12 protein-coding genes and 1 riboswitch are annotated in these 13,811 nt (G+C 72.0%); of the genes, 7 read left to right on the top strand and 5 right to left on the bottom strand.

Annotated features, from left to right (window positions below; translation table 11 throughout):
* Window positions 1-6: 6 nt before the first annotated feature.
* The 5 genes from ACZ3IC_RS06765 to ACZ3IC_RS06745 form a co-directional block, all read right to left on the bottom strand.
* Window positions 7-1,983: a helix-turn-helix domain-containing protein gene (locus tag ACZ3IC_RS06765; protein WP_467413329.1), complete on the bottom strand. Its 1,977-nt coding sequence runs from the start codon at window positions 1,981-1,983 to the stop codon at window positions 7-9.
* 29 nt (window positions 1,984-2,012) lie between these two features.
* Complete coding sequence (locus ACZ3IC_RS06760) at window positions 2,013-2,855, bottom strand: 3-hydroxybutyrate dehydrogenase (RefSeq protein ID WP_467413328.1); 843 nt, start codon at window positions 2,853-2,855, stop codon at window positions 2,013-2,015.
* A gap of 404 nt (window positions 2,856-3,259) precedes the next feature.
* Entirely contained in the window at window positions 3,260-3,469 is a 210-nt protein-coding gene (locus ACZ3IC_RS06755; protein WP_467413325.1) for a hypothetical protein, read from the bottom strand.
* 162 nt (window positions 3,470-3,631) lie between these two features.
* Window positions 3,632-3,865 carry a ferredoxin gene (locus tag ACZ3IC_RS06750; RefSeq protein WP_467413324.1) on the bottom strand — a complete coding sequence of 78 codons (234 nt, stop codon included), beginning with the start codon at window positions 3,863-3,865 and terminating at the stop codon, window positions 3,632-3,634.
* Complete coding sequence (locus ACZ3IC_RS06745) at window positions 3,865-5,325, bottom strand: aldehyde dehydrogenase (RefSeq protein WP_467413322.1); 1,461 nt, start codon at window positions 5,323-5,325, stop codon at window positions 3,865-3,867. Before ACZ3IC_RS06745 ends, ACZ3IC_RS06750 begins: the two co-directional genes overlap by 1 nt.
* 262 nt (window positions 5,326-5,587) lie before the next feature.
* Between ACZ3IC_RS06745 and ACZ3IC_RS06740 the strand changes: the two genes are divergently transcribed.
* The 7 genes from ACZ3IC_RS06740 to ACZ3IC_RS06710 all read left to right on the top strand — a co-directional run bounded on the left by ACZ3IC_RS06740 (window position 5,588) and on the right by ACZ3IC_RS06710 (window position 13,776).
* A complete protein-coding gene (locus ACZ3IC_RS06740) occupies window positions 5,588-6,667 on the top strand; it encodes an MBL fold metallo-hydrolase (RefSeq protein ID WP_467413319.1) in 1,080 nt (359 codons plus the stop codon).
* 111 nt (window positions 6,668-6,778) lie between these two features.
* A riboswitch (cobalamin riboswitch) is annotated at window positions 6,779-6,852 on the top strand.
* 129 nt (window positions 6,853-6,981) lie between these two features.
* Window positions 6,982-8,256 carry a prenyltransferase/squalene oxidase repeat-containing protein gene (locus ACZ3IC_RS06735; protein WP_467413318.1) on the top strand — a complete coding sequence of 425 codons (1,275 nt, stop codon included), beginning with the start codon at window positions 6,982-6,984 and terminating at the stop codon, window positions 8,254-8,256.
* A complete protein-coding gene (locus ACZ3IC_RS06730; protein WP_467413316.1) occupies window positions 8,253-8,936 on the top strand; it encodes an SCO2322 family protein in 684 nt (227 codons plus the stop codon). Before ACZ3IC_RS06735 ends, ACZ3IC_RS06730 begins: the two co-directional genes overlap by 4 nt.
* A complete protein-coding gene (locus ACZ3IC_RS06725) occupies window positions 8,933-10,108 on the top strand; it encodes an energy-coupling factor transporter transmembrane protein EcfT (protein WP_467413314.1) in 1,176 nt (391 codons plus the stop codon). Before ACZ3IC_RS06730 ends, ACZ3IC_RS06725 begins: the two co-directional genes overlap by 4 nt.
* Window positions 10,105-11,919, top strand: a complete 1,815-nt coding sequence (locus ACZ3IC_RS06720) for an ABC transporter ATP-binding protein (RefSeq protein WP_467413311.1) — start codon at window positions 10,105-10,107, stop codon at window positions 11,917-11,919. Before ACZ3IC_RS06725 ends, ACZ3IC_RS06720 begins: the two co-directional genes overlap by 4 nt.
* Entirely contained in the window at window positions 11,916-12,776 is an 861-nt protein-coding gene (locus ACZ3IC_RS06715) for an ECF transporter S component (RefSeq protein ID WP_467413309.1), read from the top strand. The genes ACZ3IC_RS06720 and ACZ3IC_RS06715 overlap by 4 nt, the downstream gene beginning before the upstream one ends.
* A 343-nt stretch (window positions 12,777-13,119) precedes the next feature.
* Entirely contained in the window at window positions 13,120-13,776 is a 657-nt protein-coding gene (locus tag ACZ3IC_RS06710) for a hypothetical protein (RefSeq protein WP_467413308.1), read from the top strand.
* The last annotated feature ends 35 nt before the right edge of the window (window positions 13,777-13,811 follow it).

Here is a 13,811-nt window from a genome sequence, read left to right as displayed (position 1 = left end):
GGCCGACTACCGTTCCCGGCCGCCCGCCAACAAGTGCAACCGCAAAGCGAGTTGCAGTTCCAACGCGCGCCCGGGCTCGTTCCAGCCCCGTCCCAGCAGCACCTGCACCCGGTCCAACCGCTGCACCACCGTGTTGACGTGCACGTGGAGTTCGTCCTTGGCGCGGATGAGACTGCCCCCGGACCCGAAATAGGCGTTGAGCGTGCGCACGAGCTGCGTGCCGCGCTGCGCGTCGTACTCCAGCAGCGGCCCCAGCGTCGCCGAGACGAAGCCGTCGACGTCCTGGGCGTTTCCCAACACCACGCCGAGGAAGCCGAGTTCGTCGACGCACGCACCTTCCCCCGTGCGCCCCAGGACCCGCATGGCGCGCAGGCAGCGGGCGGCCTCCCCGTATGCGGAGGCCAGCTCCTGGACGCCGCGGGCCGGCCCGGCGGCGGCGACCGTGACGGGGGCCTGGATCAGCTGCCCGAGCTGGGCCGCCGCCGCGCGCGCCGCGTCGCCGGCGGCCGGGACGGGGTCACCGGCTTCTATCAACAGCACCACGTTCCCCGCGTGTTCGGCGCTCACCCCGTGGATGTCCCCGCCGAACAGATAGCGCATCGTGGCAGGGGCCAGCCTTTCCCGGGTCCCGCCCTCGGCCACCAGCAGCAGATGCGGGCGGTCGAGGTCGACGCCGAGGCGCCTGCCGCGTTCGGCGAGCCCGGCCGGGTCGCGGTCCGCTTCGGTCAGCAGATCGGTGATCAGCTCGCCGCGGATCCGGTTCTCGGTCTCGGCGACCGTGCGCCGCAGCAGCAGAAGGAGTCCGGTGACCACCGAGGCCCGCTCGAACAGCCGTCGGTCGGAGTCGTCGAGCTGTCGGCGCTGGTGCAGGACCAGACCGGCCAGGATTTCCGGCCCGGCGAGGACGGCGCAGATCCACCGGCCGTCACGGTGCACGGCACGGGCACCCGTACGGGACTGCTCGGCGGTCTCGGCCAGCCACCCGGCGTCCATGCTGTCGGCGGCGAAGTCCGCACCGTCGGGCCGGACCGCCGCCAGGGGCCGCCCGCCCGGGTCGTGAATGGTGAGCGGGGCGTCCAGCAGCCCCGCGACCGCCGCGGCGACATCCTTGACGTCGCGGCCGCGCAGGACCAGATCGGTCAGCCGGTCGTGGGACTCCTCGGCGCGCTGCATCGCCTCCGAATGGGCCCGTACGGCCGCATTGGCGTCGGCCAGCTCGGCGTTGGTCTCGGCCAGTTCGTCCAGCGCGGACCGGGTGTCTGCGAGCGCGCGGGCGGTGTCGATGGCGATCGCGGCATGTGCGGCGAGCGAGCACAGCAGGGCGACCTCGTCGGGGCTGAAGACGCGCGATGCACGGTCGGCCGCGAAGAGGACGCCGATGACCTTTCCCGTACCACCGCGGCTGGAGCCGAGGAGCAGGGGCACGCCCAGGATGGCTACGAGCCCCTCGTCCAGCACCCCGGCGTTGATGTTGCGGGTGTGGTGGAAGCGGTCGTCGGTGCGGTAGTCGGGGGTCGCGTACGGGCTCGCGGTCTGCGCCACCAGACCGCCGAGCCCATGGCCGAGCTCCAGCCGCAGTCCCTGGAAGAGCACCGACACCGACCCGTCGGTGACCCGCATATAGGTGTCGCCCGCCTCCTCGTCGGGGAGCGTGAGATACGCCGTGTCCGTGCCGAGCAGCATCCTGGCGCGGCGGACGATCGCCTTCAGCACCTCGTCCAGGTCGCGGGATGCGGCCAGGTCGCCCGCGGTGTCGAAGAGCGCGGTGAGCTGGAGCTCGCGGCGCCGGTGCTGCCGCAGGGCGCCCCTGATCCGCAGGGCGGTGGCAGTGGCCCGCTCCACCTCCGCCAGATCGCCCGCGGGCACACCGGCGGCCCGCGCCTGCGACGAGACGGCGCCCAGCGCCTCGGCGGGGGCGCCGTCGGCCAGCAGGTCGAAAAGGCGCCGCAGATGGGGCGCGGCGGAGGCGGACGGTTCAGACATGGGCGACCATCATTCGTAGGGGTCGGGGATCAGTTGGCGGTCCAGCCGCCGTCCATGGAGAGCGAGATGCCGGTGATGTGCCCGGTACGCGGTCCGCAGAGCCACAGCACGGCCTCGGCGACGTCGTCAGGTTCGATCAGGCTCTTGATCGCGCTGCGTTCCAGCATGACCCGGCCCACCACCTCCTCCTCGGAGATGCCGTGCGTACGGGCCTGGTCCGCGATCTGGTTCTCGACCAGGGGGGTGCGTACGTACCCGGGGCTGACGCAGTTGCTCGTCACCCCGTGCTCCGCCGCTTCGAGCGCGACCACCTTACTGAGTCCCTCCAGTGCGTGCTTTGCCATCACATAGGCCGATTTGTAGGGGCTGGCCCGCAGGCCGTGCACGGACGAAATGTTGACCACGCGCCCCCAGCCGCGTTCGTACATGCCCGGCAGGGTCCGGCGCAAGATGCGGAACGGGGCCTCCACCATGACGCGCTGGATCAGCGCGAAGCGGTCCGGCGGGAACTCGTGCACGGGAGCGACATGCTGGAGCCCGGCGTTGTTGACCACGATGTCCACGTCGGCGGGCAGTGTGTCCACCGCGTCGGGGACGGAGAGGTCGACCACCCAGGCCGTCCCGCCGATCGCCTCGGCCAGGTCCTTGGCGGCGTCGGCGGCCCTGTCCACCACATGGACATGGGCGCCCGAAGCGGCCAGGGCCTGTGCGCAGGCCCGCCCGATGCCGCTCGCGGCACCGGTCACCAGGGCGGTGCGCCCGACGAGGAGCCGGTCTGCGGGTGACGGCGAGGGACCGGTGGCGGGCGGCGGGACGGTGGGCGGGGCGGGGTGCGGGGTGGGCCCGTGATCCGGGCTCTGCGGAGTCTCCATAGTCGTCACCGTAAGGAGGCCGAAGCCCACGTCACATGGGGTCGGTGCACACACCGTAGTACGTCGGCGTGGTGGCAGCCTACATGGTGAGGGCACGGACGGGGGCCGCCAGTGGGCCGCGCCCGGTGCCGCCCGCTGCTCCGTGGTCAGCTCCAGGTCCACCGCGGCCGGGCTCTCGTCCAGCTGCGCGACAGAGGAGGCGCCGACCAGGAGGTGCCGCCGAGGCGAGCCCGGAAGGGGCCACGGGATGATCTTGGTCGCTGCGGAGTGCGCTCACCGTACGGTCTCTGTGGGCCGGTCCGGGGTCCGGGGAGTCCGCCTGCCTGGAATGCGGCGAAGTCGGTGTGCGCCCCCGCCGGGCGGAACCAGGGCGTCCGCGCTCCTGACACCCTTCCCGGCGGTCGTCACGACCTGAAGCCCTTGCCGATCGTGGAGCTGTGCACCGAGACGGAGTGGTAGGTGGCGCGTGTGTGCCGCGCCCGCTCCCGCGCTTGCTGCTCCATGAGAAGGCCGTCGGCGTTCTCCGTACGGGTGCTCCCGCGTCGAAGCAGCACGACGATCAGAGACGCGACTGCCGCCGCCATGACACCGAACATCACCCAGAGTTCCACCATGGCAGACCGTCCCCCTCACCAGTCATGGCAGGAACACCCTTCCTGCCATACCCGGATGTTAGCCGGGCACCACGGCGTATTCACTGCCCGGTTCCGGCAGTTCGGCCCCCCCTGAACCTTCCGAGGCTCGACGGCACATCCACTTCGCCGCGCCCGCTCCGCCTACTCCTCCGGCGGGAAGACGACCTCCCCCGAGCCGATCAGCGTGATCGTGATCGCCTCGACCGGGCATCCCTCGGCCGCGGCAAGGACCTTCTCGTTGGCGTCGGTCTCCGGGGCTGCCGGGTGGGACTGCCGGGCGGAATCCAGCGCGAATCCGGCCGGGGCGTGGTTCACGCACATCCCGGAGCCGATGCAGACCGCCCGGTCGACCTCCACGGCCCAGCGGTCCCCCATCACGCCCCCTCGTGTCCGGTCGGCAGATGGATCATCTTGTGCTCGAAGTACTCGGCGTATCCCTCGGGGCCGAACTCCCGCCCCAGGCCGGAGTTCTTGTAGCCGCCGAACGGGCCGAGCATGTCGAGGCTGAAGGTGTTCACGCTGTACGTGCCCGTCCTGACCCGGCGGGCGATGTCGATACCGCGTTCGGTGTCAGCGGTCCAGACGCTGCCGCTGAGGCCGTAGTCGGAGTCGTTGGCGATCCGTACGGCCTCGGCCTCGTCGCCGTACGGCAGGAGGCAGATGACGGGGCCGAAGATCTCCTCGCGGGCGATGCGCATGGAGTTGTCGACGTCGCCGAAGAGAGTCGGCTCGACGTACCAGCCCCGTTCCTGGGACGCCGGACGGCCGCCGCCGGTAAGGATCTTGGCGCCCTCGTCCTGGCCGATGCGGATGTAGTCGAACGAGCGCTGCTGCTGGCGCCGCGCGACGAGGGGACCGAGTTCGGTGGCGGGGTCGAGCGGGTCACCCACCTTCAGCGCACCTGCGGCGGCGGCGAACGCCTCGGCCATCTCGTCGTAGCGGGAACGCGGGACGAGGATGCGGGTCTGGGCGACGCATGCCTGGCCGTTGATCATCCAGGCGAAGGGGACGATGCCGGCGACGGCCGTGTCCAGATCGGCATCGGGAAGGATCACGGCGGCGGACTTCCCGCCCAGTTCCAGCGTGACCCGGGTGAGATTGCGGGAGGCGACCTCCATCACCCGGCGCCCGGCGGCCACGGACCCGGTGAACGACACCTTGTCGACGCCCGGATGCCCGACCAGGTACTCGCTGACCTCACGGTCGGCCGGAAGGATCGACAGCACCCCCTGCGGCAACCCGGCCTCGGCGACGATCTCGGCCAGGATGTAGGCGTCCAGCGGGGATTCGGGCGAGACCTTGAGCACGGCGGAGCAGCCGGCCAGCAGCGCGGGCGCGAGCTTGGCGGCGGCGGTGAACTGCGGGACGTTCCACGGCACCACGGCCGCGACCACTCCGACCGGCTCCCGACGCACGAGCAGCGGACCGAGGACCCCGTCTCGCCGCTCCTCGTACGGAAAGGTGCGGGCGACCGTGATCGCCGCGTCCCACGCCATCATCGCGGCGAGCGCCTGCACCATGACGCCGGACGTGTACGGGGTGCCGTTCTCCGAGCTGATGACCCGGGCGATCTCCTCGTACCGTACGGCGAACGCGTCCTTGATCCGACTGATCACCGCGATCCGCTCGTCCACGGCCATCCGCGGCCAGGGCCCCTCGTCGAAGGCCCGCCGAGCGGCGGCGACGGCCCGGTCCACATCCCCCTCACAGGCGTGCGGCACCCGGCCGATGACCTGTTCGGTGTGCGGGGAGATGACCTCGATGACATCCCGGCCCAGCGGATCGACCAACTCCCCGCCGATGAACAGTTTTCCGTGTTCGACAAGCTCGGTCATGGCTGCTGCCTCCCGCGACCCGGCACGATACCTGACTCCGTGTCAGAACTGATACCAGTTCCAGTTCCAGGAGTCCACGGCTGCGACAACGCCCACCGGGCACACCGGCAGCCATGACCGCTTCGCCCCGTCACGGAGCACCTTGATGCGGATAGTCGACCGGGGCTACCACTGGAACAAGTTCTCGTTACAGTGAGCGCAGTGCACCGCACAGCCGTACGTCCGGTACGCCGACCAGGCCGCGGAGAGAGATGGGGACCCCATGACGCAGGTGACCGACCACGGCGGGGGCGTGCACAGCATCAAGGTCCCCATCCCTGACAATCCACTCGGCCACACCCTCGTGCATGTCCTCGACACCGATCGCGGGCCGGTCCTGATCGACACCGGCTGGGACGATCCGGAGGCGTGGGACACTCTCACCGCCGGTCTCGCCGTCGTCGGTGTGGGCATCGGCGACATCCACGGTGTGGTCATCACCCACCATCACCCCGACCACCACGGCCTCTCCGGGCAGGTGCGCGAGGCGTCGGGAGCCTGGATCGCCATGCATGCGGCGGACACCGCGATCGTGCGGCGGACCCGCGAGTCCCGGCCGGGTACCTGGCTGACGTATCTCTCGGCGAAGCTCACCGCGGTCGGTGCGCCCGAGGAGCATCTCGCACCGTTGCGGGCGGCCGCGGCCGAGAGGGGCCGGATGCGCACGCTGCCCGGGCTGCGGGCCGCGCTTCCGGACCGGGAGATCGTTCCCGGTGAACTCCTCGCTCTGGCCGGCCGCAAACTGCGGGCCATCTGGACGCCGGGGCACACGCCCGGCCATGTCTGCCTACACCTGGAGGAGAAGCATCCGAGGAATCTGCCGGGCCGTGGCCGGCTCTTCTCCGGGGATCATCTGCTGCCGGGGATCAGCCCGCACATCGGGCTGTACGAGGACCCGGACGACGCGACCGTGACCGCCCCCTCCCGGAGCTCTCGGCTGCGTTCGAGCTGGGGAGACCCCATTGGCGACTACCTCGACTCGCTGGAGCGCATCGGCAGGCTCGGGGTCGCCGAAGTGCTGCCCGCCCATCAGTACGCGTTCACGGATGCCGCCGGGCGCGTACAGGAACTCCTGGACCATCACGAGGAGCGGCTGACCGGGCTGCTCAAGCTGCTGGTCACCCCGCTGACGCCATGGCAGCTGGCCGAGCGGATGGAGTGGAACCGGCCCTGGGCGCAGATCCCGCACGGCTCGCGGAGCATCGCCGTCTCGGAGGCGGAGGCACATCTGCGGCGGCTGGTGAAGCTGGGGCGCGCGGAGGCGGTGGCGGGGAGCGAGCCGGTGACGTACATCACGGTGTGACGGGGGCTCCCGCCCGGGCGGGAGGGAGGACGGGCGTCGGCGCTCCTCCCGGCTCGGAGGCCGTTTGAGCCCGCCCGGTAGAGTGTGCGAGTCGTCATCATGCCCGTTCAGGGGGAAGCCGGTGCAAATCCGGCGCTGACCACGCAGCCGTGAACCGTCGTCGAAGACGGTGAGTCGGAATGCCCTGTCCGCGGTCGTGACCGGCTCGCACCATCGGAACCCCGGTGGTCGGCACCGTCGAGGTATACGGAGCCGGAGCCTGGTGCGTGAGCGTGCCTGTGCCCGGTTCCCCCGCAGGAGAGGCCCCGCCCGCCATGACCGTACGCCGCAGCGCAGCAACGCTCGCCGTCACCGCCACCGTGCTCTGTGCGGCCGCTGCCCCGGTCGCGGTGGCAGCGCCTTCCCCGTCGCCCTCACCGTCCGTCGCGCTGCCGTCGGGGCTGTACGGCACGAAGGACCCGACCTACGACGGTGTCTGGCGGCAGTCGCTGGCCTTCCTCGCCCAGCGGGTCGAGGGCGTCACGCCCGCCACGAAGTCGGTGGACTGGTTGATCGGCCAGCAGTGCGCCAACGGCGCCTACGCCGCGTACCGGCCCGATGTCTCCAAACCGTGCGACGCGAAAACGATGCTGGACACCAATGCCACCGCGGTCGCCACCCAGGCACTCGTCGAGGTGGGCGGGCACCGGGACGTCGTGAACGACTCGGTGCGCTGGCTGAAGTCCGTACAGAACGAGGACGGCGGCTGGGGCTACACCGCGGGCAGCCCCAGTGACGCCAACTCCACCTCGCTGGTGATCGGCGCCCTCGCCCGGCAGGGCCAGCGGATCGCGGACATCACGACCCCGGGCGGCAAGACCCCCTACGACGCACTGCTCGATCTCGCGATCCCGTGCGGCGGCAAGGACGGCGGCGCCTTCGCCTACCAGCCCGACAAGAAGGGGAAGCTCGCCGCCAACGCGGACGCCACCGCGGCCGCCGTGCTCGGCATGATGGGCAAGGGCCTGGCCGTCGGGGACAACGCCGCGGTCAAGGCGCCCAGCTGCCACCCGGGGTCCGGGCTCACGCCCGAACAGGCCGCCCAGAACGGCGCCCACTTCCTCGCGGACGCCCTCGCCACCAGCGGCCATCTGAACCTGGCGCCGATGCCCGGAGCCACCGACTCCACCCCGCAGCCCGACTTCGGCAACACCGCGGACGCGGTCGTCGCACTGTCCGCCGCGGGCCACCAGGACAAGGCGGCCAAGGCCGTCGGCTGGCTGAAGAAGAACTCCGGGGAATGGGCCGAGCAGAACGGTCCCGCCGCCTATGCTCAGCTGGTTCTGGCCGCGCACGCGACCGGCGCCGACGCCCGCGACTTCGGCGGCGTCAACCTGGTCGACAAACTGAACGCCACCGGCCCCGCCCCCGCGGCCATCACGACGCCCGACCCGTCCGCCGACACCGGGTACGTGCCCACGGAGAAGGACGAGGTCCACAGCGGGGACGACGTGATCAACGGCGTGTGGTGGTACGTGGGCATCGGCCTCGTCGTCGGTGCGGGCGCCGGCTTCCTGATAAGCGGCCGCCGGAAGAACCAGCAGCTGTGAGGCGGGCGGGAAGGACCTCCGCCCTGCTGGTGGTCCTGGGCTCCGTTCTGACCGTGCTCTGCGCGGGGACGGCTCAGGCTGCGGGCTACCGGTACTGGTCGTTCTGGGAGGGCTCCGGCACCGGCTGGACGTACGCCACCCAGGGCCCGTCCCTGGTCCGGCCGGACGACGGCACGGTGCAGGGCTTCCGGTTCTCGGTGAGCGACGACTCCCAGGACTCGGCGAAGCCGCGCCGCTCCCCCGACTTCGCGAAGATCTGCGCGGACACCCCGGCCGAGGACGGCACCAAACGGGTCGCGCTGGTCATCGACCCGGGCACGGCGTCGGACGCCCCGGCCGGCGAGACGCCGCCCGCGCCGCGTACGGCATGCGCGCAGGTCGCCCCAGACGCGAGCACCGCGGAGGCGCTCGCCTCGGTGGCCAAGCCGCTGCGCTACAGCAGCGACGCGCTGCTCTGCGCCATCTCCGGCTATCCGAGCTCGGGCTGCGGCGAACAGGTCTCGGACAACGAGCACGGGGCACCCGCCGCGTCCGCTTCCCCGGACCCGGCCGGTTCCGCCGCCGCCGACAGCTCGGGCGACGTCGGCGGCGGTCCGTCCGCCGGGCTGCTCGTCGGTGTCGCCGCCATTCTTCTCCTCGGCACAGGCGCAGTCGTGCAGGCCCGCCGCCGCCGCGGATGACCGCCCCGACCAGTGGCCCGGTGACCGGCGCCACCGGCACCGTCCGGCTGCGCCGCCCGCTGCGCGCCCCCGAGGCGAACCGGAGCAACGCCCTGCCCGCCGGAGCCTGGTGGCTGTGGGCGCTCGGCCTCGCCACCGCCGCGTCCCGGACCACCAATCCGCTGCTGCTCGGGCTGCTGGTCGGGGTTGCGGGCTATGTGGTCGCGGCGCGGCGTACGGACGCGCCGTGGGCCCGCTCGTACGGCGCGTTCATCAAGATCGGGCTGTTCGTCGTCGGCGTACGGCTGGTCTTCTCCATCTTTCTCGGTTCACCGATCCCCGGTACGCATACGTTGTTCACCCTCCCCGAGGTGCCGCTGCCGGACTGGGCGAAGGGGATCAGGATCGGTGGCCAGGTCACCGCCGAGCAGCTCCTCTTCGCGCTGTACGACGGGGCGAAGCTGGCCACCCTGCTGATCTGCGTCGGTGCGGCGAACTCGCTGGCCAACCCGGCCCGGCTGCTGAAGTCACTGCCGGGTGCGCTGTACGAGGCGGGAGTCGCCGTCGTCGTCGCGATGACGTTCGCGCCGAACATGGTCGCCGATGTGGCGCGGCTGCGCACCGCGCGGCGGCTGCGAGGCCGTCCGACCGGCGGCATCAAGGCGGTCCTCCAGATCGGACTGCCGGTCCTGGAGGGCGCGCTGGAGCGGTCGGTTGCGGTGGCGGCTTCGATGGACTCGCGCGGATACGGGCGCACCGCCCAGGTCCCGCCCGCCGTCCGGCACACCACGAACGTCCTCACGCTCGGCGGGCTGCTCGGGGTGTGCGCGGGTACGTACGGTCTGCTGGCCGTGCAGGGGGCGGTGTACGGCCTGCCGCTGCTGATCGCCGGGCTCGTCGCCGCGATGGCCGGGCTGCGGCTCGGCGGGGCCCGCTCGGTCCGTACCCGCTACCGGCCCGACCGGTGGGGTGTGCGGGCCTGGCTGGTGGCGGGTTCGGGGGTCGCGGTGGCCGTGGCGATGATCTGGGCGGGCGGTGTCGATCCTGAGGCGCTGCACCCCGGGGTCGTACCGCTGGTCGCACCGGTGCTTCCGCTGTGGCCCGCGGCGGCGGTGCTGATCGGGCTGCTGCCCGCGGTGGTGGCGCCCGTGCCGCCGCCGGTGGGCGCCCCGAATTCCAAGGAGAGCCAGTGATCCGGTTCGAGCATGTCTCGGTGCAGTACGAGGGGGCGGAGCGCCCCACCCTTTCCGGGGTCGATCTGACCGTTCCCGAGGGCGAGTTGGTACTGCTCGTCGGTCCGTCCGGGGTCGGCAAGTCGACGCTGCTGGGCGCCGTGTCCGGTCTCGTACCGCACTTCACCGGCGGCACGCTGACCGGCCGGGTCACGGTCGACGGCCGCGACACCCGTACCCACAAACCACGCGAACTCGCCGATCTGGTCGGCACGGTGGGCCAGGACCCGCTCTCCCACTTCGTCACCGACACGGTCGAGGACGAGCTGGCGTACGGGATGGAGTCGCTGGGTCTCGCCCCCGAGGTGATGCGGCGGCGGGTCGAGGAGACCCTCGACCTGCTGGGTCTGGCCGGGCTGCGCGACCGGCCGATCGCCACGCTCTCCGGCGGCCAGCAGCAGCGGGTCGCGATCGGTTCGGTCCTCACCCCGCACCCGAAGGTCCTGGTCCTCGACGAGCCGACGTCCGCGCTGGACCCGGCGGCGGCCGAGGAGGTCCTCGCGGTGCTCCAGCGGCTGGTGCACGACCTGGGTACGACGGTCCTGATGGCGGAGCACCGGCTGGAACGGGTGGTGCAGTACGCGGACCAGGTCGTCCTGCTGCCGTCACCGGGCGCCGCACCGGTCATGGGCGCGCCCGCGGACATCATGGCCGTCTCCCCGGTCAACCCGCCGGTCGTCGCGCTGGGCCGACTGGCGGGGTGGGAACCACTGCCGCTCTCGGTCCGCGATGCCCGGCGCCGGGCGGCGGGCCTGCGCGAGCGGCTGGCGCAGGCACAGCCGCCCGGGGCGGACCAGGCAGTCCGGGCCGGTGTGCGGGCCGGGGCGGGTGTGCGGGCCGGGGCCGACGGAGCGGTCGAGGCTGCTGGGGCTGCCGAGACGCCGGGGACGGGCAGGGCCGCCGGGACGGTATGGGCACCGTTGTCCGCCGCCCCGGCGCCGCGGCGTGGGGTGCTCGCCCGGCTGCTGGGCCGCGGCGCCCCCACCGCGACCGCTTCCGAGCCCGTCGCGGATGACCCGGCCCAGGTCGAGCGTCTCGGCGTACGGCGCGGGCGCGTCGAGGCGCTGCGCCGGGTGACGCTCACCGTCGCTCCCGGCGAGACCGTCGCCCTGATGGGCCGCAACGGGGCCGGCAAATCCACTCTGCTGGCCACGCTCGTCGGCATGGTCGAGCCCACCACAGGCACCGTCCTCGTCGGCGGCCGGACCCCGCACCGTACGCAGCCGCGCGAGATGGTGCGCCGAGTCGGGCTCGTACCGCAGGAACCACGCGATCTGCTGTACGCGGACACGGTCGCCGCCGAGTGCGCGGCGGCCGACGCCGATGCGGGCGCCGCCGCGGGCAGCTGCCGGGCGCTGGTCTCCGAGCTTTTGCCCGGCGTGCCGGACGACACCCACCCGCGCGATCTCTCCGAGGGCCAGCGGCTCGCACTGGCCCTGGCCGTCGTGCTCACCGCGAGGCCCCCGCTGCTGCTTCTGGACGAGCCGACCCGTGGCCTGGACTACGCAGCGAAGGCCCGGCTGGTCGGCGTGCTCCGCGGCCTCGCGGCCGAGGGCCATGCGATCGTCCTGGCCACGCACGATGTGGAGCTCGCCGCCGAGCTGGCGCACCGGGTGGTGATCCTCGCCGATGGGGAGGTCGTCGCGGACGGGGAGACCCGGCAGGTGGTGGTCTCCTCCCCGGCGTTCGCCCCGCAGACCGCGAAGATCCTCGCCCCGCAGGAGTGGCTGACCGTGGCACAGGTGCGTGGTGCACTGGGAGCCCTGTCATGAGCGGGCACGGGGCACGGCCGGTACGTCTCGGGCCGCGCGCGATCGCCGCGCTCGTCCTCATCAGTGCGATCGGTGTGGTCGCGTTCGGCTGGCCGTTGCTGGCCGACGGGAACACCGGCCTGGCGCACTCCGAGGACGCGCCGTGGCTGTTCGCCGCGCTGCTGCCGCTGCTGGTCGGCGTGGTCGTCGCGATGATCGCGGACTCCGGTCTCGACGCGAAGGCGGTGGCGATGCTGGGGGTGCTGGCCGCGGTCGGCGCCGCGCTGCGCCCGCTGGGCGCGGGCACCGCGGGGCTGGAACCGATGTTCTTCCTGATGGTGCTGAGCGGCCGGGTGCTCGGGCCCGGCTTCGGCTTCGTGCTCGGCTCGGTGACGATGTTCGCGTCCGCGCTGCTCACCGGTGGGGTGGGTCCGTGGATGCCGTTCCAGATGCTGTCGATGGGCTGGTTCGCGATGGGCGCGGGCCTGCTGCCGGGCCCGGACCGGCTGCGCGGGCGGGCAGAGCTCCTGATGCTGGCGGTGTACGGGTTCGTGGCGTCGTTCGCGTACGGCACGGTGATGAACCTGTACGGATGGACGATCGTGCCCGGACTCGGCTCGGGGATCTCCTTCCAGCCGGGTGATCCGCTGGCGGAGAACCTGGTCCGCTTCCTCGCGTACTGCACGGCCACGTCGCTCGGCTGGGACCTGGGCCGGGCCGTGCTCACCCTGGTACTGACCCTCACCGTCGGCGCGACGCTGCTGAAGGCGCTCCGCCGGGCCACCCGCCGCGCCGCCTTCGAGGCCCAGGTCACATTCGACGTCCCGGCGAGTGAGGACCCCCACAGGTCCCTGGCCCTCCACGACCCGGGTCAGTAGCCGCCCCGGCCCGTGCGACACCCTCGCCTGCTACGGCAGCCCGTGCGGCGTCTGGTCGTTCTGGCAGGCCAACCACTGGTACTGAGCCGGCATCCCTTGAGCTCGCGCGAAGGCCCCGACCGACGGTCGGGGCCTTCGCCACGCCCTGACACGGTCAACACTTGGTAAACGGTCTACTTCATATAACTTGGCCAGCTTAATAACCCGTTGGTCCATCTAGGCGCATTTTCCTCGGGGGTCCGTTCCCGTCAGCCGCCGGAGCGTTGTCACGTATGTGGAACCTCGAGAATTCTGGGATCGGAACGCTGTGCTGGCGGAAGCTTTTTGCGCCAGCGACGAACGCATGCGTCAGGCACAGGCGTTGCTGGACGAGGCGCAGGCGGAACGGAGCAGGACGCTGGCGGCTTTCGCCGTGACCGTCGGCGACGACAGCTCGATCGCGGACCTGATGGGCCTGAACGAGCGCGAAGTGCGGTTGGCGCGACGCACGGTGGGCCGCAGTGCCGCCCGCTCCCTCGCCGAGGAGCTCCTGAGCCTAACCTCGCAAGCGGTAAGGGAAGCGGCGGCCGAACCCCCTTGCGCACCCGAGATCCCCGTGCCGCACCCGCGCGAAGAGCTGATCGTTCCGCCACTGGATACGCCACCGCATGCTCCGGCCCCGGCCCCGCCTCCGCCCCCTCCTCCGACACAGTCCACCGAGATGGAGAACACCGTTGTCTGGTCACCCAGCATGGACTCCGTGCTGCTGTGGAGCTGGGAGTCCGGCCTCGACCTGCAGACGGTGGCCGCCGAACTCGGCCTGGAGGTACGGGCGCTGCTGATGCGCGTACAAGAGCTCGCCAACGACGGAATGCTCACGCTCGCGGCCCCGGTCGCGGCCCCAGTCGCGGCCCCGGTCACGGAAGTAAGCCGGTCCGGGCGGCACCGCCGCCACCACGAAGAGGCGTACGCCGCGCTGTTCAGCCCCACCGCCACCTTCCCCACCCACGTGCCGTACTGAGCGGGCATGTCCGTCCGGCGCCGCGGCAGCGTGGA

This window comes from Streptomyces sp. NPDC002958 (genome assembly GCF_055563255.1).
Note: the sequence above shows the minus strand (reverse complement) of the source record. Positions and strands in the feature narration are given on the sequence as shown.